General features: G+C 69.2%; 19 protein-coding genes. 5 read left to right on the top strand and 14 right to left on the bottom strand.

All coding sequences use genetic code 11. The annotated features are described in order from the left end of the window. Nucleotides 1-37: 37 nt before the first annotated feature. From ABEB03_RS21740 to ABEB03_RS21760, 5 genes are all read right to left on the bottom strand, one after another. The gene (locus ABEB03_RS21740; RefSeq protein ID WP_345651716.1) at nucleotides 38-259 is read right to left on the bottom strand and encodes a helix-turn-helix domain-containing protein; all 222 of its coding nucleotides are present in this window, start codon (nucleotides 257-259) and stop codon (nucleotides 38-40) included. Continuing rightward, entirely contained in the window at nucleotides 259-750 is a 492-nt protein-coding gene (locus ABEB03_RS21745) for a DUF2975 domain-containing protein (protein ID WP_345651719.1), read from the bottom strand. Before ABEB03_RS21745 ends, ABEB03_RS21740 begins: the two co-directional genes overlap by 1 nt. A 142-nt stretch (nucleotides 751-892) precedes the next feature. Further along, nucleotides 893-2,188 (bottom strand): PP2C family protein-serine/threonine phosphatase, encoded by a 1,296-nt coding sequence (locus ABEB03_RS21750; protein ID WP_345651722.1) that lies wholly within the window; start codon nucleotides 2,186-2,188, stop codon nucleotides 893-895. A 175-nt stretch (nucleotides 2,189-2,363) separates the two neighbouring features. Beyond that, on the bottom strand, nucleotides 2,364-3,860 hold the full coding sequence (locus tag ABEB03_RS21755) for an FG-GAP-like repeat-containing protein (RefSeq protein ID WP_345651725.1): 1,497 nt from the start codon (nucleotides 3,858-3,860) through the stop codon (nucleotides 2,364-2,366). A gap of 40 nt (nucleotides 3,861-3,900) precedes the next feature. Next, on the bottom strand, nucleotides 3,901-5,319 hold the full coding sequence (locus ABEB03_RS21760; protein WP_345651730.1) for a VCBS repeat-containing protein: 1,419 nt from the start codon (nucleotides 5,317-5,319) through the stop codon (nucleotides 3,901-3,903). 871 nt (nucleotides 5,320-6,190) lie between these two features. On the opposite strand from ABEB03_RS21760, the gene ABEB03_RS21765 reads away from it, so the two are divergent. Continuing rightward, nucleotides 6,191-6,490, top strand: a complete 300-nt coding sequence (locus ABEB03_RS21765; RefSeq protein WP_345651734.1) for a hypothetical protein — start codon at nucleotides 6,191-6,193, stop codon at nucleotides 6,488-6,490. A gap of 175 nt (nucleotides 6,491-6,665) precedes the next feature. Here the strand turns inward: ABEB03_RS21765 and ABEB03_RS21770 are convergent, their stop codons facing one another. The 3 genes from ABEB03_RS21770 to ABEB03_RS21780 are packed head-to-tail and all read right to left on the bottom strand — an operon-like array spanning nucleotide 6,666 to nucleotide 9,216. Then, a complete protein-coding gene (locus ABEB03_RS21770; RefSeq protein WP_345651738.1) occupies nucleotides 6,666-7,349 on the bottom strand; it encodes a 3-oxoacid CoA-transferase subunit B in 684 nt (227 codons plus the stop codon). Continuing rightward, nucleotides 7,346-8,017: a 3-oxoacid CoA-transferase subunit A gene (locus ABEB03_RS21775; protein ID WP_345651743.1), complete on the bottom strand. Its 672-nt coding sequence runs from the start codon at nucleotides 8,015-8,017 to the stop codon at nucleotides 7,346-7,348. Before ABEB03_RS21775 ends, ABEB03_RS21770 begins: the two co-directional genes overlap by 4 nt. Further along, entirely contained in the window at nucleotides 8,014-9,216 is a 1,203-nt protein-coding gene (locus tag ABEB03_RS21780) for a thiolase family protein (protein ID WP_345651746.1), read from the bottom strand. Before ABEB03_RS21780 ends, ABEB03_RS21775 begins: the two co-directional genes overlap by 4 nt. A gap of 83 nt (nucleotides 9,217-9,299) precedes the next feature. Between ABEB03_RS21780 and ABEB03_RS21785 the strand changes: the two genes are divergently transcribed. After that, nucleotides 9,300-10,229 (top strand): LysR substrate-binding domain-containing protein, encoded by a 930-nt coding sequence (locus ABEB03_RS21785; RefSeq protein WP_345651749.1) that lies wholly within the window; start codon nucleotides 9,300-9,302, stop codon nucleotides 10,227-10,229. Beyond that, the gene (locus tag ABEB03_RS21790; protein ID WP_345651750.1) at nucleotides 10,226-11,167 is read left to right on the top strand and encodes a helix-turn-helix transcriptional regulator; all 942 of its coding nucleotides are present in this window, start codon (nucleotides 10,226-10,228) and stop codon (nucleotides 11,165-11,167) included. The genes ABEB03_RS21785 and ABEB03_RS21790 overlap by 4 nt, the downstream gene beginning before the upstream one ends. A 15-nt stretch (nucleotides 11,168-11,182) precedes the next feature. On the opposite strand, the gene ABEB03_RS21795 is transcribed toward ABEB03_RS21790, so the two are convergent. The 3 genes from ABEB03_RS21795 to ABEB03_RS21805 are packed head-to-tail and all read right to left on the bottom strand — an operon-like array spanning nucleotide 11,183 to nucleotide 14,943. Then, a complete protein-coding gene (locus ABEB03_RS21795) occupies nucleotides 11,183-12,094 on the bottom strand; it encodes an intradiol ring-cleavage dioxygenase (protein WP_345651753.1) in 912 nt (303 codons plus the stop codon). Next, nucleotides 12,091-13,146 (bottom strand): maleylacetate reductase, encoded by a 1,056-nt coding sequence (locus ABEB03_RS21800; protein WP_345651756.1) that lies wholly within the window; start codon nucleotides 13,144-13,146, stop codon nucleotides 12,091-12,093. The genes ABEB03_RS21795 and ABEB03_RS21800 overlap by 4 nt, the downstream gene beginning before the upstream one ends. A 3-nt stretch (nucleotides 13,147-13,149) precedes the next feature. After that, nucleotides 13,150-14,943 carry an FAD-dependent oxidoreductase gene (locus ABEB03_RS21805; RefSeq protein WP_425589290.1) on the bottom strand — a complete coding sequence of 598 codons (1,794 nt, stop codon included), beginning with the start codon at nucleotides 14,941-14,943 and terminating at the stop codon, nucleotides 13,150-13,152. A 470-nt stretch (nucleotides 14,944-15,413) separates the two neighbouring features. Here ABEB03_RS21805 and ABEB03_RS21810 point away from each other — a divergent pair, with 470 nt between their 5' ends. Continuing rightward, a complete protein-coding gene (locus ABEB03_RS21810) occupies nucleotides 15,414-15,749 on the top strand; it encodes a Rossmann-fold NAD(P)-binding domain-containing protein (RefSeq protein WP_345651761.1) in 336 nt (111 codons plus the stop codon). 365 nt (nucleotides 15,750-16,114) lie between these two features. On the opposite strand, the gene ABEB03_RS21815 is transcribed toward ABEB03_RS21810, so the two are convergent. Beyond that, nucleotides 16,115-16,741 (bottom strand): hypothetical protein, encoded by a 627-nt coding sequence (locus ABEB03_RS21815; protein ID WP_345651765.1) that lies wholly within the window; start codon nucleotides 16,739-16,741, stop codon nucleotides 16,115-16,117. Nucleotides 16,742-17,575: 834 nt separating this feature from the next. On the opposite strand from ABEB03_RS21815, the gene ABEB03_RS21820 reads away from it, so the two are divergent. Continuing rightward, complete coding sequence (locus ABEB03_RS21820; RefSeq protein WP_345651768.1) at nucleotides 17,576-20,848, top strand: LamG-like jellyroll fold domain-containing protein; 3,273 nt, start codon at nucleotides 17,576-17,578, stop codon at nucleotides 20,846-20,848. Nucleotides 20,849-21,052: 204 nt separating this feature from the next. Here the strand turns inward: ABEB03_RS21820 and ABEB03_RS21825 are convergent, their stop codons facing one another. Continuing rightward, nucleotides 21,053-21,616 carry a GNAT family N-acetyltransferase gene (locus ABEB03_RS21825; protein ID WP_345651771.1) on the bottom strand — a complete coding sequence of 188 codons (564 nt, stop codon included), beginning with the start codon at nucleotides 21,614-21,616 and terminating at the stop codon, nucleotides 21,053-21,055. Between the two features lie 406 nt (nucleotides 21,617-22,022). Next, on the bottom strand, nucleotides 22,023-23,030 hold the full coding sequence (locus ABEB03_RS21830; RefSeq protein WP_425589280.1) for an ABC transporter permease: 1,008 nt from the start codon (nucleotides 23,028-23,030) through the stop codon (nucleotides 22,023-22,025). Between the last annotated feature and the right edge of the window lie 18 nt (nucleotides 23,031-23,048).

Here is a 23,048-nt window from a genome sequence, read left to right on the forward strand (position 1 = left end):
CGGGCGGGACCCGCGATGCCGCGCAGGCCGGGACGGTTCACGCGCCCGCGACGTTCTCGGCCTCCCAGCGCAGCAGGTCGCCCGGCTGGCACTCGAGCACCTCGCAGAGCGCGGCGAGCGTCGCGAAGCGCACCGCCTTGGCGCGACCGTTCTTGAGTACCGCCAGGTTGGCGGGCGTGATCCCCACGCGGTCCGCGAGCTCTCCCACGGACATCTTGCGTTTGGCCAGCATCACGTCGATGTCGACGGCGATCGGCATCAGATCACCTCGTCCAACTCGGCCTGCATCTGCGCCGCTTCGACGTCGCGTGCGACGGCCTGGGTGAGCAGCATCCGCAGCACGTGCACGATGAGTGCGACCCCCAGGATGGCCACGCCGATCCCGCCCATGATGACGGTGACGCCCGGGTCGTCCCGCTGGCCCGGGGCGTTGATGGCCGTGACCGCGAACCACAGGAGGGCGGCCGCCACGATCGCGCCGATCACGCGGTCCACGTATCGGAAGGCGGCGTGGGAGAACACGGTTCCGCGTCGCACCATCGCCACGAGCTTCCATACGCTGACCACGGCGACCTGGGCCGACACCATGCCCAGGATCGTGATCACGCGCAACGGGGTCAGTGGGAGCGACCCGTCCTCCGGGTCGTTCCCACTGATCAACGTCCACATCATCAATGCCTGTACGAGCACGGTGCCGGCGAGCACCACCACGAGCACGGCGCGCAGCGCACGCACGGTCAGCTTTCCCATGACCCACCCTTCCAACGAGTTGCGATAGAAATCTATCGAATCTCGATAGGTAGGGCAAGTGTGAGGGCGAAGCGTGGGGGCGGTTTCGCGCTGTCTCGGGACGCCGTCATGCCGTCTCGCGGCATGGCGTTCACGCGAACCGTCAGCTCTCGCGGGACGCCGTTGCGGGGGAGTGGTCGTCCGGTGGCAGGCGCAGAGCGAGCAGGGCGACGTCGTCGGTGTTGTCGGAGGCAAGACCGGTGAGGAGTTCCGCGCAGAAGGTGTCCGGGGATTCGCGGGCGAGGGCCGCGGCGTGTTGGCGCAGGCGGGTGAAGCCGCGGTCGATGGACTCGCCGCGGCGCTCGATGAGCCCGTCGGTGTAGAGGAGAACGGTGGACTGGGCCGGAAGGGGCACGGTCGCGCTCGTGCGGGGCAGGTCGGTGCTGGCGCCGAGCATGTGCCCGTGGCCGCCGTCCAGGTAGCGGGTGTCGCCGTCCTTGGTGACGAGCAGGGGAGCGGGGTGGCCGGCACTGGAGTGTTCGAGTTCCCATGGGCCGCCTTCGGGACCGTGGATGAGGGCGTAGAGGCACGTGGCGGTCGCTGCGGGATACAGGGCGTGCTGAGCGACGTCCAGGCGCTGAAGGATCTTGTGGGGAGGTTCCTGACGGTCGCAGGCGATGCCGCGGAGCATGTTGCGCAGCTTGCTCATGGTGACCGCCGCCTGGAGATCGTGGCCGGTCACGTCGCCGATGATCAGGGTGGTGTCGCCGTTGGGCAGCAGGAAGCTGTCGTACCAGTCCCCGCCGACCTGCGCGCCGCTGGAGGAGGTGGCGTAGCGGGCGGCCATGGTCAGGGCGCCGACGTGAGGCAGGGGAGGCAGGAGCGAGCGTTGCAGGCGCTCGGCGATGTGCTGGGTCTCCCGGTGCAGACGGGCATTGTCGATGGCGAGGCCGACGCGGTGGACGATGTCGTCGATCAACCGCACGTCGTCGGCAACGAGCAACGGACGATCGCCGCATCGTGTGACGGTCAGGGCGCCGAGTACCTCCCGACGGGCCCAGAGCGGGGCGATGATGGCGCTGACCGCGTCCTGTCGCGTGTATCCCAGCTCCTCGGCGATGTCCCAGGGGTCGCGGTGAGGAGCAGAATTTTGAAGATCGGTACGAGTCAGGAGCAGAGGGCCCGCGCCGCGCAGGACGCGGGCCAGTGGACCGGTGGCAGTCTCCGGCAGAGTGGTTCGCTCCTCCGCCAGCAATGTGGAGGCGGTCTCGGTCCGCGTCGCGCAGATGCGATGCACCTCTTCATCGCCCGCCAGCACGTCGAAGGCACACCAGTCCCCGACGCGGCGCGCCAGAATCTTGCAGACCCGACGCAGCCCCTCCCTCGCATCCATGGTCTCGGCCAGGGCGGAGTTGATGTCCGCCAGCACCCTCAGCCGGGTCAGCGCCAGCTCAAGCATCTGATCAACGTCGTAGCGTTCCACGGAGGGTGCCTTCCCGCATCGATCACCGCGCGACCGCCATCAGCTGCGGATGCCATCGCCTGGGCTACGCACGGCATTCGAGGCGCGCTCCGGCAGACCGGCCCGGCCTGCGCGCCCCGAACGGCCAGAGCGCCTTCGTGTGGGCGACCGGTCAGTCCAGCGACTCGCCGAACTCGGCCTGATGGTTGGGCAGTCCGGCCGTGGCGGCCCCGAACGAGAACGACCCGTCCGCGGTGATCCCACCGGAGCCCGCCGAGAAGACCCACACCGAACCGTTGGAGGCATTCTCGATGGGGTCGCCGACGACCAGCCCGGCCTTGTGGTCGGCATTGGCGTCCACCAGCGCGGTCGAGAGGCCGAACCGGTCGCCCTTCTCGGCGGTGCCGGGCACCCCAGTGGTGTTCTGGCTGAACACCTTGGCGCCGGTGCCGGTCAGCCCGTTCGCGCTGCCGCGCAGCACCAGCACACTGCCGGCATTGGTGATCCCGTCGAAATCCTCCCCGGGCAGACCGGTCGCCACGTCCGGGTAGCCGTCGCCGTCGGTGTCACCGATGGACAGGCCCGTGCCCATGCCGTCGCCGTATTCGCCCACGCCCGGCACCCCGGGCGTGTCCTGGTTGATCCAAACGGGCTTGCGGGTCGTGGACAGGCCCTGCGGGCCGCCGTAGACGACGATCACCGCACCGCCCTTGGTGGGCAGCTCGACGTCGCTGTCGTAACCGTCGAAGGAGTGACCGACGACGATGTCGCCGTAACCGTCCCTGTTCAGGTCGCCGATCGCCAGGTCCTCCCCGCCGATCCGGCCGATGCCGTCCCTGAGCCAGGTCGGACGGCCGAATCCGGTCTCGGAGCCGAGCAGCACAGCCACCCCGCGCGAGTCCGACTCCTCGGAGGAACTCGTGCCGACGGCGAGGTCGGCGATCCCGTCGCCGTTGACGTCGCCGGCGGTGACGAGCGTCGGGTGGATGAAGTCCGTGGAGGCGATGTCCAGGGTGCTGACCGCCCCGCCCGCGCCGGCCCGGGTGAACGGACCCTTCTCGACGGAGACCTGCTGTTCGGGGTGGTCGACCGGGGCGCCCCAAGTGATCAGATCGGGGTGATGATCGCCGTCCACGTCGCCGAGGGTGTAGCCGCTGACGGTGGTGGCCGTCAGCGGCGTCGGTGTGGCGGACAGACCCTTGGGTCCGCCCCAGTTCACCGTCACCCAGTGGCCCGACGCACGGGTGCCACCGCCGGTGGTGATGGAGCCGCCCACCAGGGACAGCAGGTCGGCGTAGCCGTCGCCGTCCAGGTCGGCGCTCTGCAGCGCGCTGCCGTAACTCTGCTTCGGGTCGGCCGTGCCGGTGCGCTGCGACCAGGTCAGCGACTGCTTGCGGGAGGTGGACATCCCGCGCGACGAGCCGTACAGCACGGTGATCGCCCCGGCCTTCTGCTGGGAGCCCAGGGCGGTGCCGGGCGCACCGATCGCGAGGTCGGGGTAGCCGTCGCCGTTGAAGTCGTCGTGCAGAGGGCGGCTGCTGGGCGTGGTGGGGGAGGTGCCCGCCTGGGCGGCGGGCACCCACAGGAGACCGGCGGTCAGGGCGACCCCGGTGGCGATGGCCAGTCGTATGCGGCGAGAACGTACGGAACGGCGCGAGGAAGACTTCATGGCTGTCCTGACGTGGTCAGAAGGAAGGCGGAAGGGCGGTTCAGTCGGGGAGCGCGGCACCGAGTCCGGCGCCCGTCGCGACCGTGCCGAGGGTCCGGGCCGTGACGGCGAAGGAGCCTCGGGCAGTCGTTCGGCCCGGGAACACCCAGAGCGCGCCCGCGCCGGCGTCCTCCCCAGGCGCACCGACCACCGGCTCGGCCCTGCCGTCGCCATTGCCGTCCACCAGGTACGTGGTGGAACCGAAGGCGTCCCCTGACTCGGCGGTCCCCGGCACGTCCGTGCTGTCCTGGCTGAACACCTTGGTGCCGGCACCGGTCGCCCCCGAACGGCCGCCCGGTACGACGGCGAAAGTGCCGGCGTTCCGCACCCGGCCGAAGTCCTCGTACGGGATGCCCGCGACGATGTCCGCACAGCCGTCGCCGTCGACGTCCCGGACAGAAACGGACCGGCCGAACTCGTCCCCGGCCTCCTGGCTGCCCGGAACTCCCGGCGTGTCCTGGGTGATCACCTGGGGAGCGCCGGCGACGAGGCCGCGGGGGCCGGAGTGGACGATCCGCAGGTACGCCCCGCCGACGACGAGATCTGCCCGGTGGTCGCCGTCGAGATCGCCGAGGGCCACGGTGTCGGCGGGCGGCCCGGTCAGGTCCGACAGCCGCACCGGGGCCCGCAGTCCGTCATGGCCGCCCCGCGCGTAGTACACGTAGGTGCCGTAGTCGCCCTCGTCGTCCGGGTCGTACGTCCGGGCCAGCGTCACGATGTCGTCGACGCCGTCGCCGTCGGTGTCCCCGACCGCCGCAGCGACCGTGTTCAGGTCGCCGTCGCTGAAGTCCGCGCCGTCCTGGGTGTTCGCCGGACGGCCGTCGCGCCCGAACGGGCCGAACAGCACACGGCCGTTGTGCGCCAGGTCCTGGTGCCCGTCGCCGTCGAAGTCACCGGCCACGGTCCGATACGCCTGCCCGATACCGGCGCCCTCGGCGGGCAGCAGCGTGCCGGAATCGACGCCCTTCGAACCGCCCCACAGCACCGTCCGGCTGCCCTGCCGGGCGATGCCGCCCTGGCTCCAGCGTTCGTTCCCGGACTCGACGAGCAGATCGGTGTACCCGTCGCCGTCCAGGTCAGCCGTGGTGAGCCGGCTGCCGAACAGGTCGCCCTCCTCGACGGCGCCAGGGACGCCCGCGGAGGCCTGCGAGTACACCTTCCTCGCCGAAAGCCCCACGGCGGACCCGTACAGCACGGCCACGTAGCCCGCGCGGGTCTTGCCCCCGACGGTGGCGTACGGCGCGCCGACGGCAAGGTCCTCGTAGCCGTCGCCGTTGAAGTCGGCACGCACCTCGTGGGCGGCCCGCTGGGGGGCGGCACTCGCCGCGGAGGCCAGCGCCGGCAGGGCTCCGGCGGCCAGGGCGACAGCGGTGGCCGTCGCGAGCGTGCGTGTACGGAAGGGACGAGACGGGGAGGACACATCGGCTCCGGAAGTCGTGGAGACAGAGGAGTGCGGCGTGACGAGGCTCAAGATCCCCTCCGCGCCGCACAGTTCGACCTACCTGAGCGGGACGGGGTTGCCCTGGAAGTGGGCACGATTTCCCCCGCCGTTCACAAAGGCCACCTGTGAACGGGGCAAGACCTACCTCGAACGGGGCGAAATCGTCATACTCCCACACTGCGCAGCCACGCTCGGAGCGCGTGCCCCGTCGCCACTGCGCCGCGGACCACGGCGAGTTGACGCCTCCGGGTGGTGCGGCACCGGAGGCGGAGTTCGGTCAGGAGTCTGAGAGGTGGGGACCAACCGTGTTCGGCCGTTGGGGTGTTCCTCCTGGCCGTCCGACAGTCGTGAGGGGTCGCACGATCACTGGCGCGCGACTCGGTGTGAAGGTATCCGCCCGCCTGGGCCGGCACGAGCCGATCAAAACGGGGATTCACCATGGACGAGTCAGTACGGCAGAACACGTCCCGACGGCGTCCTGCGGTCGATCGGCATCTCGCGCGGAGCGGCGGGCCGGCGGTTCACGCGAATCCGGATCTGACGGTTCATGACGCCTCCTCATGACTGATGAGCCCAGCGTCCTCGTCGACGCGCTTGGACGCATCGTGCCCACGGACGCGGCTCTTACCCTCCGAGCAGGATTTTTCGGCACCCGCCCTCGTCCTTGGGAAGGACAAACAGGCCGGGGGTCGTTCAAATCGGTTCGGACCACGCACCCGTGGACCCGGACTGATCCGAACGACATCCCCGCCCGAGCAGCATCGCGTCGTCCGCCATGGCGGCGCCTCAAAGAACTGCGCAGACGCCACCCGGCAGCGGCCCGAGCACCGGCTCGGTGTTGAATCGGCCGATGGACATGCCCTCCCGAGAGATCCGCATACCCCTCAGTGAAGCCGTCGAAGTACTGCAGGATCTCAACGAGTTCGTCGTCTCCCTCGATCGCCTCGGATCCCGCCAGGCATCCGGAACTGCCGATGAGTACACCGTCGGCGAGTTCATCGCCGACTGGGATGTCGCGCGGCGATTGGCGCGTGCCCGACGCGTCATCAGCGTCGCGCTGGACGCACAACTGAGCCAGGAGGACAACGCCGAGATCGACGCCCTGTGCGACCGAGGGCGGTTCTACGGCACCGGAGCATCTCCGGAGTAGCGCCCCCGTGCTCGGACGCCCTCCGTGTGTCGAAGGCGTCACGGACGCGTTCGACGGCCGGCAGGTGTTCTGCCGCCCACGCCGGCAATACGTCCACGGGATGTCGGGGGGCCTTGTCCAGTGGCGCGACGCGGTGCCTGAGCGCGACACGCCGCACGGCCTCGTGTCGCCGCTGTCAGGCGGGCTGCCCCGGCGACGCGGTCAGCAACGGCAGGCCCAGACGGTCGGTGAGCTCGTGCACGTCGACGCCGAAGGTCTCCCGCACGCTCACACCGTCCGCGGTGATGTCGAACACCGCCAGGTCCGTGTAGACGCGGTTCACGCAGCCGAGGCCGGTGAGCGGGTAGCTGCACTCGGACACCAGCTTGGGCGTTCCGTCACGGGTGAACAGGTTCATCATCACGAAGACCTTCTTCGCGCCGATGGCCAGGTCCATGGCTCCGCCCACCGCGGGGATGGCGTCGGGTGCCCCGGTGTGCCAGTTGGCCAGGTCGCCTCGTGCGGACACCTGGAACGCACCGAGTACGCAGATGTCCAGGTGGCCGCCGCGCATCATCGCGAAGGAGTCGGCGTGGTGGAAGTAGGCGGCGCCGGGCAGTTCGGTGACGGGAACCTTGCCGGCGTTCGTCAGGTCCGGATCGACCTGGTCCTCCCGGGCGGCGGGTCCCATGTTCAGCATGCCGTTCTCGGTGTGGAGGACGACGCGGGAAGTGGGGGAGAGGTGGTCGGCGACCAGGGTGGGCTGGCCGATGCCGAGGTTGACGTAGGAACCGTGCGGGACGTCGCGAGCGATCAGCGCTGCGATGTCGTGCTTGCTCAGCGGGCCCTGTCCGGGCGTCTGTGAGGGTGTCTGGTTCATGTGTGATCGGCCACCTGGACGATTCGGTCGACGTAGATGCTGGGCGTGACGACGGTCTCGGGGTCGATCGTGCCGGTCTCGACGACCTCCTGGACCTGGGCGATGACCGTGGCGGCCGCGGTGGCCATGACGGGGCCGAAGTTACGGGCGGTCTTGCGGTAGACGAGGTTGCCCATCCGGTCGGCTCGGTGGGCGCCGATCAGCGCGACGTCGCCGCTGATGGGGTACTCCAGCACATGGGTGCGGCCGTTGATCTCGCGTACCTCCTTGCCTTCGGCGAGCAGTGTGCCGGCGCCGGTGGGGCAGAAGAAGGCGCCGATGCCGGCTCCGGCCGCCCTGAGCCGTTCCGCGAGATTGCCCTGGGGGACGACCTCGAGTTCGATCTTTCCCGCCCGGTAGAGGTTGTCGAACACCCACGAGTCGGCCTGGCGGGGGAAGGAACAGATCACCTTGCGGACCCGTCCCTTGGCGAGCAGCGCGGCCAGGCCGGTGTCGCCGTTGCCGGCGTTGTTGGAGACGACGGTGAGGTCGGTGGCCCCTTGCCGTATGAGGGCGTCGATCAGGGAGACGGGCATGCCGGCCATGCCGAAGCCTCCGACGAGCACGGTCGAGCCGTCCTGGATGCCGGCGACCGCCTCGTCCGCGTCGGTGTACAGCTGCGCGGTCATCGGCTGTTCCCGGTGACGTTCTCCAGGACGACGGCCAGTGCCTGGCCGACGCCGATGCAGATGGCGGCGACGCCCCAGCGCTGCCCGGACTCCTGCAGACGGCGGGAGAGGGTGCCGAGCAGCCTGCCGCCGGAAGCGCCCAGGGGGTGGCCGAGGGCGATGGCGCCGCCCTTCGCGTTGACGATCTGCGGATCGATGTCCCAGGCGTCCACGCAGGCCAGCGCCTGCACCGCGTAGGCCTCGTTGAGTTCGACGGCTGCGACGTCGGACCAGGAGATGCCGGCACGTTTCAGGGCCCGGTTCGCCGCCTCGACGGGGGCGAAGCCGAACATCTGGGGATCCAGCGCGGAGACGCCGCGGCCCGCGATGCGGGCGAGGGGATCGCTGCCGATGCGTGCCGCGGCGGCCTCCGAGCCGATGAGCACCGCCGAGGCGCCGTCGTTGAGCGGGGAGGCGTTGCCGGCCGTGATGAGGCCGTCGGTGCGGAAAGCCGGTTTGAGTGCGGCGAGCTTTTCCATGCTGGTTCCGGGGCGGATTCCCTCGTCCCGCTGGAGAGCGGTGCCGTCTTCCTGCGGGACGGGGACGACCAGGTCGTCGTAGAAGCCCGCGTTCCAGGCCTCGTCGGCGAGACGGTGGGAGCGGAGGGCGAACGCGTCCTGGCGCTCGCGGGAGATCGCGAAGCGGTCGGCCAGCTGCTCGTTGGCCTCGCCCAGGGAGACCGTCCACTCCTTGGGCATGCGCTCGTTGATCAAGCGCCATCCGAGGGTGGTCGAGACCGCGGTGGTGTTCCCGACGGGGTAGGCGCGCTCGGGCTTGGGCAGCACCCAGGGAGCCCGGGTCATGGATTCGACGCCGCCCGTCAGGACGATGTCCGTGTCGCCGCTCTCGATGGCGCGCGAGGCGATGAGGGCGGCGTCCAGGGACGATCCGCACAGGCGGTTGACGGTCGTGGCGGGCACCGAGGTGGGGAGTCCGGCGAGGAGGACGGCCATCCTGCCGACATTGCGGTTGTCCTCGCCGGCGCCGTTGGCGTTGCCCCAGACGACGTCGCCGATCTCTTGCGGATCCAGGGCCGGAGTCCTGGCCAGAGTCCCGTTGATGATGTGTGCGGCGAGGTCGTCGGGCCGGATGTGGGCGAGAGCGCCCGAGTACCGGCCGAAGGGGGTCCGTGCCGCCGAATAGAGATAGCTGTCGTTCACATCGTCACCGTAGGAGCCCGCTGTACGGCTCGTCCAAGACCTAATCGCAATCGATTGATAAAGAAGCCTTATAGAATCGGGTCATGGAGCTACGGCAGATCCGCTACTTCCTGGCGTTGGCCGAGGAATGCCACTTCGGCCGCGCGGCCGCCCGCCTCCATGTGGCGCAGCCGGCCCTCTCCCAGCAGATCAAGCAGTTGGAGAAGGAGCTGGGGACCGCGCTGTTCACCCGCTCCACCCGGCACGTCGCACTCACCGAAGCCGGTCGGCACTTCATCGAGTACGCACGCTCCCTGACCACGCAGGAGGAACAGGCCCGACGTCACATGACGGAGCTGGCCACCGGCCACATGGGCCGCGTCTCGATCGGCTTCATCGGCACGGCCACCTACGACCTGCTGCCCCAAGTCGCACGCACCGTACGCGCCCACATGCCCAACGTCACCATGGATCTGCGGGGCGAACTCCTCACCCCCGACCTGGTCGACGGCCTGCTCGCCGGCACCTACGACCTCGCGGTCCTTCGCGGCACGGTCGAGCACGAGGACATCCGCACCACGCTCCTGCGCTCCGAATCCCTGGTGGCCGTTCTGCCCTCCCATCATCCGCTGGCGGGCCGATCACACGTCGCGCTCGAAGAGCTGGCCGACGAGCCCTTCGTCATCCACCCCTCCCGCTCCCGCTCCTCCATGTACGACCAGGTCCTGGCCGCCTGCCGACGCGCAGGCTTCCAGCCCCCTTCGCTGATGGAGGTCGGCGAGACGGCCACACTCGTCGTCTTCGTCGCCGCCGGCCACGGCGTCGCCCTCGTCCCCGCGTCGGTCCAGAGCCTCAGCCTCAGCAGCGTCGCCTACGTGCCGATCACCGAGAACGAATCCGTCGACCTGGTGCTCGCCCGCCGCGCCCGGGGCAGCACCCCCGCAACCGAGCAGGTCTCCTCCGTGATCAGACGATGTGCCCACGACCTGGAACACCCGGAGAGCCCGGCCCCTACCCCTACTCTGGAGAAATGACGAGCGGGACGACAGACGCCCCGGTGCGCTTCAGCACCGTCGGCCTTCCCGAGGCACAACGCATCGCCTTGTGGGAAGAGCACAACGCCACGGCCCTCATCGGCCTGCGCTGCCGCGCCCTTCAGGACACCGCCCTGAACGCGACAGAGATCAACCTGCAGCTTCCCCGTGCGCATGTGGCACGCGTGCTCGGCAGCCCGCACGTCGTCGAACGGCCCCAGGCGGAGATCCGCCGCGTCCCGTCCGGAGCCGTGGCCTGCTATCTGACCCTGGCCGGCGACGCGTTCTTCTACCACGACGACGGAGTCCACCTGCTGCACCCCGGGCAGATGCTGGTCTGCGACGCCGACCAGCCCTTCATGCGTGGCTTCTCGCACGGTCTGGAGGAGCTCGCGATCAAGATCCCCCACGAGGTCTGGCGCGAGCTCGGAGGGCCGGTGTCTCTCGCGCAACCGCTCGTCATCGGCGAGGACGCCGTCGTCCAGACCAGGACGCTGGCCACGCTCACCGCCCAGGCACTGCGCCCGGAAAGCTCCGCCGACGTGGACGAGGACGTCCTGCTGGACCTGCTCGCCTCCATGGTGACCGGTCGAACCGCGTCCCTCGCCGCCGTCCATCTGACCGTCGCCAAGGCATACATCGACGAGCACCTGACCGACGTGGGTCTCTCGGCGGCCCGCATCGCCCGCGGCGTCGGGATCAGTGAGCGCCACCTCTCACGGGTCTTCTCCTCGGGCGGCACGACCGTTCCGCAGTACCTGCTCCACCGCCGCCTCGACCGTGCCCGAACGCTGCTGCAGCAGGGCGGAGTGACGACCGTGACCGAAGCCGCCGCGCGCTGCGGCTTCGGATCGGCCACCCACTTCTCCCACCGGTTCAAGCAGCGATTCGGGCTGCGCGCCACCGATGTGCTGCGTCAGGCCCGCGCACAGCCCTGACACAGTCCGGCCCCGTCAACTCCCCTCGGGCGCCAGAACGATGTCGAAGCGGACCTTCGACCACGAACGGTCGCTCAGATCGCGTCCGTCCGGCGCGGGCGTACCCGGCGGCTGCACCTGGAAGTCCTTCACGAGCGACTCCTTCACCCCGAACACTGCGTCGCTGCCGAGGAGTTCGTCACCGCTGACGAAGATGTGCGTCACCAGGGTGCGCAGGGCGGGAGCGCTGACCATGAAGTGCAGGTGCGAGGCCCGCATGGGTGAACGGCCGGTCGCCGCCAGCAGCCCGCCGACCGGCCCGTCGTGGGGAATGGCGTACGGCGTCGGCGTCAGCCCCCAGAAGCGGTAGCGACCATCCGCGTCGGTGAACAGATGTGCCCGCGCCGAGATCCGGTCGTCGCCGTACTGCGTGTCGTAGAAGCCGTCCTCGTCCGCCTCCCACACCTCGATCCGCGCTCCGGAGACCGGCTTCCCGGTGGTGTCGGTGACGGTGCCCTCCACCCAGCAGGGCTGTCCGGGCGCACCGAAGGCGAGGTCTCCGCCGAGATCGATCTCAGGACTGTTCTCGACGAAGAACGGCCCGAAGACGGTGGCCTCGGTGGCGTCGCCGTGCGCCGCGTTGTTGACGGCGACCGTCTGCATGGAGGCGCCGAGCACGTCCGACAGCAGGATGAACTCCTGGCGACGCTCGTCGGTGATGTGACCCGTGCGGGTCAGGAACTCGATCCCCGCATTCCATTCCTGCTCGGTGAGACGGACCTCGCGCACGAAGTCGTGCAGATGGTGGACCAGGGACCGCATGATCTCGCGCAGCCGAGGGTCGGTGCAGCCGTCGAAGGACTCGAGCACCTCGCGGGTGATCGCGGCTTCCCGCTCCTGCTGCTCAGCGGGGACCGGGGCACCAGGGGTGGTGAGGTCGGGGGTCATGGGGCATCGGTTCCTTCCCAGGCGCTTCGGACGAGGTCGGTGATCGCGTCGAGGGTGACCGGCCGGGGGTTGCCGGCCGGGGCAGCCGCCACGACGGCCTGGGCGGCGTCGGCAATGCCGTCAGCAGGCATCCCGAGATCGCGCAGCGAGCGCGGGGCGCGCAGCCGTTCACACAGCCGCGCCAGCCCCTCGCTCGCACTGGGAGCGTCGAGGGCCGCCGCCAGACGCTGCTCGGCGCCCGGCACGCCGGGAGCGTTGAAGGCGAGGACGTAGGGCAGGACGACGGCGTGGGTCTGGGCGTGCGGCAGGTTGAACATGCCGCCCAGCACATGGCAGATCTTGTGGTGCAGACCCGAGCCGGCCGACGCGAATGCGGCCGCGGACAGGTACGCGCCGTACAGCGCCTTCTCCCGGCCCTCCAGCGCATCCGGTTCCGCGGCGACCAGAGGCAGGCCGACGCCCAGGGCCCAGGCACCCTCGATGGCCAGAGCCTGATTGACCGGGTCGGCCCGCGGGGCCCACAGGGAGTCCACGCAGTGCGCCAGGGCGTTCAGACCCGAGGCGACACTCAGCTCGACGGGCAGGGTGAGGGTGAGGGCGGCGTCGTAGACGATCGTGCGCGGCAGGACCTTCGGGTCCGAGCCGGTGGTCTTGACCGAGTTCTCGGTCATCCCCCACACGGCAGTGGCCTCAGAGCCCGCATAGGTGGTGGGCACGGCGATGATCGGCAGCCCCGTGGTCAGCGCGACCGCCTTGGCCAGACCGGTGGTCGAACCGCCGCCCACGCTGACCAGGGCGTCGACGTCCCGCTCGACGGCAGCCGCTCGCGCCCTGTCCGCCACCTCCACGGGGACGTGCATGACGACCTCATGGTGGCGGTGCGCCACGGGCAGGCCGGCGGTGATGCGCTCGGCCGGCTTCTCCTCGGACGCACCCGCGATCACCATCACCCGCCGCGCGCCGAGCGCGGCGACTTCCGCGGCGAGCCCCTCCGCCGCGGCGCCGGAGGCGAACCGCACCCGCTGCGCCAACGTGTCGTGTACGAACTGCACTGGTCAGTCCCTCCCCAGGATCGAGAGCAGGGCGGTGCGCAGCTCGTCCTCAGGACTCGCGGGCAGCTCCATCGCGCGCCAGGCGATGTGCTTGTCGGGCCGCACCAGCAGGACACCACTCTCGCCGATCTCGCGCAGCTTGGCCCAGTCGTAGTACAGGTCGGTGACCTCGCGGCCCGGGCCGATGACGACGGCATCCAACGGGATGCCGAGGTCCTTGCCGACCTTCTCGGCCGCGTCCTGCCACGCCTCTCCCGCGATACCGGTCAGCAGGGTCCAGCGGTCGTAGGGCGCCAGGTCCATGAGCGCCTTGCGGTGCGCGCTGTCGCCCACCCAGGCGTGCGGCAGGTGCGCCCCGGGCACGGTCGACATCTCGTAGTAGAGATCGGCATCGCGCGCAGAGGAAGGCGGCACGGCACCCTCGGCAACGACCGCAGTCGACGTGTAGTGCTGGCCGAGCTCGACACCGTGAGCGTTGAACTCGTAGTTCTTCAGCTCCATCGCCCGCACCAGGGCAGCGCGCTTGGCCGCGCCCGCAGGGGTGTTGGCCTTGCGTTCCTCGATCGCGGCCGTCATCTCCGCCTCGCTCGTCGCGTCGAGGACACCCAACGCCTTGAAGATGTCGATGAATTCGCGGCTGGACTTGTTGGCCCGCTTGACGATGCGTTCAGCGACCGGTGCCCGCTCGGCGCTGTAGGTCTCCAACAGGGCCGGATCCGCATGCCCCTTGAGCACGGCCGCGATCTTCCATGCGAGGTTGTAGGAGTCCTGGACGGAGGTGTTGGACCCCAGGCCGTTGCTCGGCGGGTGCCGGTGGACGGCGTCGCCCGCGCAGAACACCCGGCCCTGCTGGAGCCGGGTCGCGTACATCTCGTTGTTGCCCCACAGGCTCGTGCCGGTGATCTCGACCTCAAGATCCGGGACTCCGAGAAGATTGCGCACGATCTGCGCGGCGGCCTCGTCGTCGACGACCGGGGGTTCCTCCGAGATGTCGTAGCCCCACACGATCAGCCACTCGTTCCACGGGCGCACCATGCGCACCAGACCGGCGCCGATACCACCCACGTTGGAGCCCGGCTGGATGACCCAGTACAGGACGGACGGCCGGTGGGCGACGAGACGGGTGATGTCGGCCTTGAACGTGATGTTCATCGAGCCGGCGATGTCCATCGCGCCGTCGAACGGCAGATCGATGTCCGCGGCGACCTTGGAGCGGGCCCCGTCCGCGCCGATCAGGTACTTCGCGCGGATGCTGTATTCCTGGCCGGTGAGCCGGTCCAGCACCTGCACGGTGACGCCGTCGGCATCCTGGGTGTGGGACAGGTACTCGGTGGAGAACCTGGTCTGGGCGCCACGCTGGGTCGCGTTGCGCACCAGGATCGGCTCCAGATAGGACTGCGGGATGTCGACGGTCAGACAGGGAGACGCGAGGCGGTAGTCGGCCTCCCGGTCGGGACGGGTGCCCCAGGTGTGGATCCGCCCGATCTCCTCACCGGCGATGCTGGTGCAGAACACCGTGTCACCGACCAGACCGTGTTCGGTGGCATCCGCCAGGACCTGGTCCTCGATGCCGAGATCGCGAAAGACCTCCATGGCCCGCTGGTTGGTGATGTGCGCGCGGGGGGTGTTGGCCGTCCACCGATACTTCGTGATCATGATGGTGTCGACGCCGAGTGTCGACAGCAGCAGTGCGGCGGACGCACCCGCAGGGCCGGAGCCGACGACGACGACATCGGTCGTCACAGCCGAGTCGATCGGCAGTTCGGTCTCGGAGATCCCGTCGTTGAATATGGGCATCGTCATCGGCCTTTCATCGATCCGGCATCGTCGCCGAGGACGCCAGTGTGAGACCGACCGAACGGTTGGGGAACGGATCGGCTTCCAGGTTGGCGGGAACACCAGGACATGGCGGATCCACGAAGGCCTGGAGCCGCAGCGACGCTGCCTGGGCGCTACCGCTCCAAGATCGCTCAGCGCGGAGCCGGAGGTCGGCAACGGTGGCAGGCCATGGCGGCTGCCGCGCGCCGATCGGGCAGGACGCAGAGTCCCCGTCGGCAGCAGCTCCTGCACGGGCCGTGCGGCGCACGCCGATCGCCGGCGACACCGAGAGCCATCTCTCCGCCGGCGAAAGTCCAGCCCTCATACGGGGACGGGCGAGAATTGCGTTGACGGCCGCGGCCGGACTCCGCCAGGGTGTGCCGGAATCGGCGCCACAAGGCCGCATCCGAGAGGCCGTCGGCCGAAACGTCCTGGCGAGGGAGAACCGAATGATCGTCGTGTCGGCCGCGTCGGGAGCCAACGATCTCGCCGAAGCCGCAGCCCGCGTCCTGACCGAGGACCACCACGCCGGCAACGCCTACGACTTCACCGGCGCGCTGTGGACCTACCCGCAGCTGGCCGAGACCCTGACCCGCGTCACCGGCACATCGGTCACTGTGCACGAACGGCAGGAGCGTCTGCCAGGTGCCCAGGGCTGGATCGAGGACCAGGTGCGCTCCGGCGCGCTGGAACGGCAGACGGACGACCTCCAGCGGGTTCTCGGCAGGCCCGCGACCTCGCTGGAGGAGGCGTTGAGGGCGCTGTTCGGCGGTTCACCGGCCTGAGGAGCCGGTCCTGCGCCCATGAGCGTGCCGGGTTCGGTGCCGACTCGCCGGGTATCCGCCGCGACGTCGTCCCGCGCGCCGATCACATCGAGGAACGCTCCTACGGCTCCGTCACCACCGGCGGCTTCGACGCCACCGGCCTGGCCCGCCGCGTCGACGCCACCGGCGGAGACGTCACCGCGGCCGTGCACCGATGGCTGGTGGAAACCCCGACGCATCCGTGCGGAGGCCGACATCCTTCACCTCGAAATCCGCACCCGGCGCGGGAGTCGACAGGGGCCGCCGCTACAGCGCGCCAGGTGTTGTGGCGCGCGGCAGCAGCGGGCGTGCGGTCCGACTGCAGTGACCGGGTGAGACGTCAGCGCTCAAGCGGACTGCTGCGTGGCCGGCGTCTCCTGGGCAGGCTCTGAGCCCTCCGGAGCGGTGTAGAAGACGGATGAGCCCTGCTTGCTGCGCTGCGCCTGATTCTTGGCCACCAGTCCTTCGAGCGTGGTGCGTACGACCGTGTTCTTGATGGCACGCTCGGGGTGCTGCTGTCCCAGCGCGGTGGCGACTTCGGCGGCGGAGCGGGGCTCGCCGCTGTCTGCCAGGTGTTCGCGGACGAGGTCGACGAGCTTGGGGAGGGACGACGGCGCGGCCGGCGTCTTGCCCCCTCCCTTCTTGCCGCTCTTCCCCCGCGGCGTGTCCACGGACTTCTTCGCCGCCCGCGGCTTCCTGCCCGTGCCCGATGCTGTCGCCGCCTTCTTGCGAGGAGCGGGCACTGCTGCGGCGGCCTCAGGTGCAGACTCGGCGAGCGGCGCCGGGACGCCCAGGGCCTGCCGGACGTTCACCAGGACGCTCTGGTCGTGCTGCAGCGCACCCAACTGTGCCTGCAACGCCTCGATCTCACCGACAATGCGTTCCTGCTCCTTGAGATTCCGCTCAAGGTCCCCGGCCACCTGCGCGCTGTACTGCGAGGTCAACTCGGTGGTCACGGTGGTGGTTTCGGCCATGATGCTCACACCCCTTCCGGGCGCCGCGGCCGGCGGGCGGCAGGGGCGCGGTGCATGTGAAGTCTCATCGTGTGCTGTTCAGCCTGGTGCGGTGTGGGCAGTGAATGTTGCTACCGCACACCTCGGTTCTAGCGATAGTACGGGAGGCAGGCGCGATGTCCTCAGATGCATGGCTGAAATCCAGCAGATCGAGGACGCCGTGGCCAGTGCACGGACGTGCCTGCGGCGCCGGGACTGCCACGGTGAGGCGAGGCCGAATGCCGGCGCACTCCGTCGGTGTCTCGCCGAAGGTGCCGTGCGGGCAGGGTGTGTCTGGCCACCGAGAATCGAGCAACTCCTCGGCCTGCTGCTGGAATTGCCCCGGCGGGCAGTCAACGGTGCTCAGCTCGGGCGCGGAGGTTGTCGGGCCGCTGTGAGTCGCGAGCCTCAGTGAGAGCAGGCGTTCCCGGTCGGGAACATCCGCTCGCAGGGCCGTTCATGTATTCGACAGCGCGATGTCGACCGGGTGACGCCTGCCCCAACTCGTGAGCCGACGAGGCGTTTTGACGGGGGCAGGACCTACTCGACGACGACTCTGTCGTATCCGGCGACTTCGGGGGCTCCCGGCACCTCCTCATCGTGGCGTCCGGAGACGAAGTGCTGCGCGAGGTCTGGACAGCCTCATGAGGGCGTGCTGTCATACCGCTGGCAGAGGGTTTCCAACGTTGAAAAGGCCGCCTCGCCGAACGTGCCTCAGCCGGTGCGCAGCTTTTCCCTACGGGCTTCCTCACAGGAGCACGTAACCCTGCCCCGGCGGTCGGACGCGGTCACGGCCTCTGTACGAGGAAAGGTTCGATGACACGACACGACACCCGCCCCAGAGCCAGAGTGCTGGCGCTGCTCGCCACCGCGGCCCTGGTGCTGCCCCCGAGCGGATTGCTGCCCACCGCGGCAGCCGCAGAGTCGACGGGCAGTGCCTCGGCGCTCGCCGCCGAACAGGCCGCCGTCCAGACGCATGGTCTGAAGGGCGAGTACTTCAGCATGTCGGCCCCCGGCGCCCGGGACTTCGCCGAACTCGGTGGGACGACACTCGACCCGCAGATCAACTTTTCCGGTCTGACCGACACCTTCAAGGAGTTGACCGGGAAGACGGAGCACACCACCGCCCGCTGGACGGGCCAGATAGAGGCGCCGGCCACGGGTGACTACACCTTCTACGCCATCGGCGACAACGGCTTCCGGCTCTTCATCGACGACAAGCCCGTCATCGACCACTGGGTGGGCGACTGGGACCGGGAACAGACCAGCCAGCCCGTCCGACTGACCGCCGGTGAGAAGCACACGTTCCGCCTGGAACTGTTCCAGGACACCGGCGGCGCCAACATGTATCTGCGCTGGTCGACGCCGACGCTGGCCAAGCAGATCGTGCCGATGTCCGCGTTCACCCCGCCGGCCGACTTCGAGGTCTTCCCTGTGGAGCCGACCGTCGCCGAGAACGGACGGCGGCTGCGCGCCAGGTTCGGGGGCAGAGTGGGAGGCCTCCAGTCGGTCAAGGACCATCTGAAGGTCGAGGCCGACACGACCGCCATGCCGATCGATTCGGTCACCTCCGTCCCCGGGGACTCCTCCTCCCTCTACGTCAACCTCTCTGAGCCCATCCAGAAGAACCAGCTCGTCCGGGTCTCCTACGACGGCGAGGGAGGTCTGACGACCGACGGCAAGGCCGTGCCGAAGGTCATCCGCTACGCGGAGAACGACTCCACCCACCGCCTCACCACCAAGTGGGGCGACGAGGTCGACAAGAACCACCCGCTGCCCGAGTACCCGCGCCCGCAGCAGAAGCGGTCCAAGTGGCAGAACCTCAACGGGCCTTGGCAGTTCAGCGGAGCCAAGGCAGGGGAACAGCCGGTCTTCGGCAAGAACCTGGACGAGAAGATCACCGTGCCGTTCCCGGTCGAGTCGCAGCTCTCCGGGCTCGAGCGGCACGAGGACCACATGTTCTACCGCCGGCTCATCGACGTGCCCGAGAGCTGGAAGGTCGGCAAGAGTGACCGCTCCAACCGGCTCAAGCTCAACTTCGGCGCCGTCGACTACCAGGCCCGCGTCTACGTCAACGGCATCAAGGTCGCCGACCACACCGGCGGTTACAACGCCTTCAGCGCCGACATCACCGACGCCCTGAAGGGCACCGGCAAGCAGGAGATCGTGGTCGCCGTCACCGACACCGGTGGCGCGGACCAGCCCATGGGCAAGCAGTCCACGAACCCGGGTGGCATCTTCTACACACAGAGCTCCGGCATCTGGCAGACCGTGTGGATGGAGCCCGTGGCTCCCGCCTCGATCGATAACGTTGTCACCACGCCCGACATCGACACCGGCACCCTGGCGGTGAAGGTCGACACCGCAGGCGCCTCATCCTCCGCCCGTGTGGAGGCCGTCGCCCGTGATGCCCGCGGCAAGGTGGTCGGCAAGGTCAGCGGGGCGGCGGACAAACAGCTCACCCTGCCCGTGGCGAAGCAACATCTGTGGAGCCCGGACGACCCGTACCTGTACGACCTCGACGTCACCCTGACCGACGGCAGGTCGAGCGACAAGGTCCGCAGCTACTTCGGTATGCGGAAGATCGGCATAGAGAAGGTGGGCGGCTTCAACAAACTCGTCCTCAACCACAAACCGATCTTCTCCCTCGCCACCCTCGACCAGGGTTTCTGGCCCGACGGTCTCTACACCGCGCCCAGCGACGACGCCCTCGCCTTCGACCTCGAGGCGCACAAGAAGCTCGGCTTCAACGCGGTCCGCAAGCACATCAAGGTGGAACCGGCGCGGTGGTTCTATCACGCCGACAAGCTCGGCCTGCTCGTCTGGCAGGACTTCGTCTCCGGCAACATCACCGACGAGACGGGTCAGAAGGCCTTCGTCGACCAGGGCCGGGAGATGGTCAGCCAGCACCACAACTCGCCCTCCGTGATCGGCTGGATCGTCTTCAACGAGGGCTGGGGCGAGTGGAACCGCGAGGAGACCGGCCGGATCGCCGAGGCCGTCAAGGCAGCCGACCCCTCCCGTGTCGTCAACACCCACAGCGGCGTCAACTGCTGCAATTCCAAGGGTGACTCGGGCAAGGGCGACATCATCGACCACCACGACTACAACAACGAGGACCCGCCCTTCCCCGACGACAAGCGGGCCGCCATGGACGGCGAGCACGGCGGCTTCACGCTGCGGTCCCCGGGCCACATGTGGCCGGGAGCCCCCACGGTGATCTACAGCGGTGTCACCACCAAGGCGGAGCTGACCCGCAAGTACGTGGAGAACACCGAGAAGTTCTACCTCGAGCAGGCCGGCGCCGAACTCTCCGGCTCGGTGTACACACAGATCACCGACCTGGAGAACGAGCTCAACGGCCTGTACACGTACGACCGGCGCGACATCAAGATGGACGCTGCCGAGGTACGGAAGATCAACCTCAAGGTCATCGCCGCCGGTGCCGCGGCGGGTCAGAAGGAGCTGAAGGGCGGCGGGCACTGGACCCTCGACGAGGGCACCGGCACCACGGCCGAGGACACCGGCCCCAACGGGACCCCCCTCACCCTGCGCGAGGGCGCTTCCTGGACCGAGGGCGTCAGCGGAAGCGCCCTCAAGTTCGACGGCCAGAAGCAGTACGCGGAGACCTCGGGCCCGGTGCTCGACACCAGCGGCAGCTACTCGGTGTCCGCCTGGGTCCGGCTCGACGGCATCCCCGGCAACTACGCCACCGCCGTCAGCCAGGACTCCCGTGCCACGGCCAACTCGTTCTACCTGCAGTACGGACACGGCAACTTCGCCTTCAGCACACCCGGTGAGCGCCGCGCCCAGATCGCCGTCTCCGCGGAGACGGGCCGCTGGTACCACCTCGTCGGCGTACGCGACGCCGGCACCGACGAGATCCGGCTGTACCTCGACGGAAAGCTCGCGGCGACGGCCACCGGTGGCGCCGCCTTCCCGAGCACTGGTCCGCTGACCGTCGGCCGCGCCCACTGGGACGGCTCCGACGTCGACTTCTGGAACGGCGCGGTGGACGAGGTCCACGCCGTCGACCGGGCTCTGACCGCCGAGGAGGTGAGCGACCTCTACAGCGAGGAGAAGCCGTAGCCGGCAGCGCCCATGAACGTGGTCCCGGTGGCAGGAGGGAGACCTCCCGCCACCGGGACCACTGCTGTGCGGGCCAATACCGGGGCACAATGCTCAGGCCGCCTCCACGGACCCGGCGGTTGCCTGAGTGAACAAGGCGCAGTTGTCCCAGACGTGTGTACGGCCAGGGGTGTCGCTGCCGCTGTTGACGACCTCCGTGAAGAGCTAGGGTTTGTCCGGCCCACCACAAAGAGTCGCCGTCGACAGGTTCTTCATGAGGACGACGCTGTCGTAGTTGGTGACGTTCCACTGCCAAGTGCCTATACGCGTGTAGCCACGTCGGCGGTACCAGTCGACGAGCTCTGTTGCTTGTGAAGAGGTATCGATGACGACTCGCGTCGATCCGAGTGCAGCGATCCGTGTCTCTGCCAGCGTGAGCAGCCGATGCCCGAGTCCAGTACCTCGTTGCGACGGGTCGACTGCCAATTGCCAGAATGAGCCCGCGCCCGCCGGCGCGGGGTATCCGGCCGGAGTGGTGTGAGGAGCTGACACAGTGACGGTGCCGAGCAGTGTCTTCCCGCTCATGGCGACCCAGCACTCGCCTCTGCTCAGGCGGTGTTGTGTGTCCTGCGGAGTTTGGTAGGAGGCGAAGAAGACCCGTCCGACGGCGGCGTGGTCTGCGTAGGCACGATGGAGCAGGAGAGTCAGGTGCTCCACCGAATCTCCTTTGAGGAAGCGCCTGACCTGCACGCTTGCTGACGGGCTTGCTTCGGTCGAGTTGATGTTCATCCGTGCAGTGAAGCGCACTTCTGGGTGGACGAATCCGGCCTGCTGCCCGTTGCTCCGCACTGTCACGCCGGTCGCTGGGCCGAAGTCGAGCCGGACGCGGCGACTGTTCCAGGCCGAGGGGAACGGCTTCGGTGTCCATGCCTGGGGTGCGGCGGTCGCGGAACCGGTGGCCGTCAGTGTCGTGGCGCCCGTCAGGGTGACGCCACGAGCGCGGTGGTTGCCCACCGCGCTCGTCGTCCCAGTCAGGCGAAAGCCCCTCACCCTGTTGGTAGTCGACGCATCGTGCCTCCTCACCCGTGGGGTGAGGCGGCGTGCGCGTGCAAGAGGCGGCCGGGGGAGGTCCGGCCGTCTGGAACCGGACCCGGCGGCCGGGTCATTGGAGCTCGGCCGCCGGGTCCGGGGCCTGTCACATCAGCTGCCGGCGGCGCCCGAGCCAGGTCTGTGCGATGACGACCACGGCGAGGAAGGCGCCGCTGACGACCTGCTGGTAGGAGGAGTCGAGCGAGCCGATCTGGTTGATGACGTTCTGGATCACCTTCAGCAGCAGCACACCGACGAGCGAGCCGCTGACGTAGCCGAGGCCGCCGGTCAGCAGGGTGCCTCCGATGACGACGGCGGATATGGCATCGAGTTCCATGCCGCTGCCGAGGATGGTGACGCCGGAGGCGAGCCAGGCGGCGTTGAGGGCGCCGGCCAGTCCGGCGAGCAGGCCTGACAGGGCGTAGACGAGGATCTTGGTACGGGCCACGGGGGCGCCCATCAGCGCGGCGGCGTCCTCGTTGCCGCCGACCGCGTAGACGTGCTGTCCGAAGCGGGTGCGGCGCAGGGCGACCGCCCCGCCGGCGAACAGGGCGAGCGCGATCCACACCGGGTTGCCGAGGCCGAGGGTGGTGCCCTGGCCGAGTTCGGCGAGGAAGGAGCCCTTGCCGATGAGGTAGGTGTCGGCGCCTTCGTCGGTGAGCGCCAGCATCAGTCCGCGCGCGCCCAGCATGGCGGCGAGCGTGACGATGAAGGGCGCGAGGCGGGAGCGGGCGATGAGCAGGCCGTTGACGACGCCGATCAGCCCGCACACGGCGAGCGGCAGGAGCAGGGCCACCAGGGTGCCGTGTCGCGATCCCCAGGCGGCCAGGACACCGCCGAGGGCGAACTGGGAGCCGACGGACAGGTCGATCCCGCCGGTGATGATCACGAAGGTCATGCCGAGGGCGACGATCGCCAGGAAGGCGGAACTGGTCGCCATATTGGTGATGTTGTCGCCGGTGGCGAAGGAGTCGAAGGACAGCGACGCCACCAGGGAGACGATCAGCAGGACGGCCAGGGCGCCGTGCTGCTGGACGAGGGCGCTGAGGCGTTCGGAGCGGGCGGAGCCCACCGGGTGGGCGTCCTGGGGCGGTTCGATACTCACGGTGGTCACGGGCGCGTCCGTATTCGT

The sequence above is a fragment of the Streptomyces siamensis genome (assembly GCF_039543605.1).
Lineage (GTDB): Bacteria > Actinomycetota > Actinomycetes > Streptomycetales > Streptomycetaceae > Streptomyces > Streptomyces siamensis.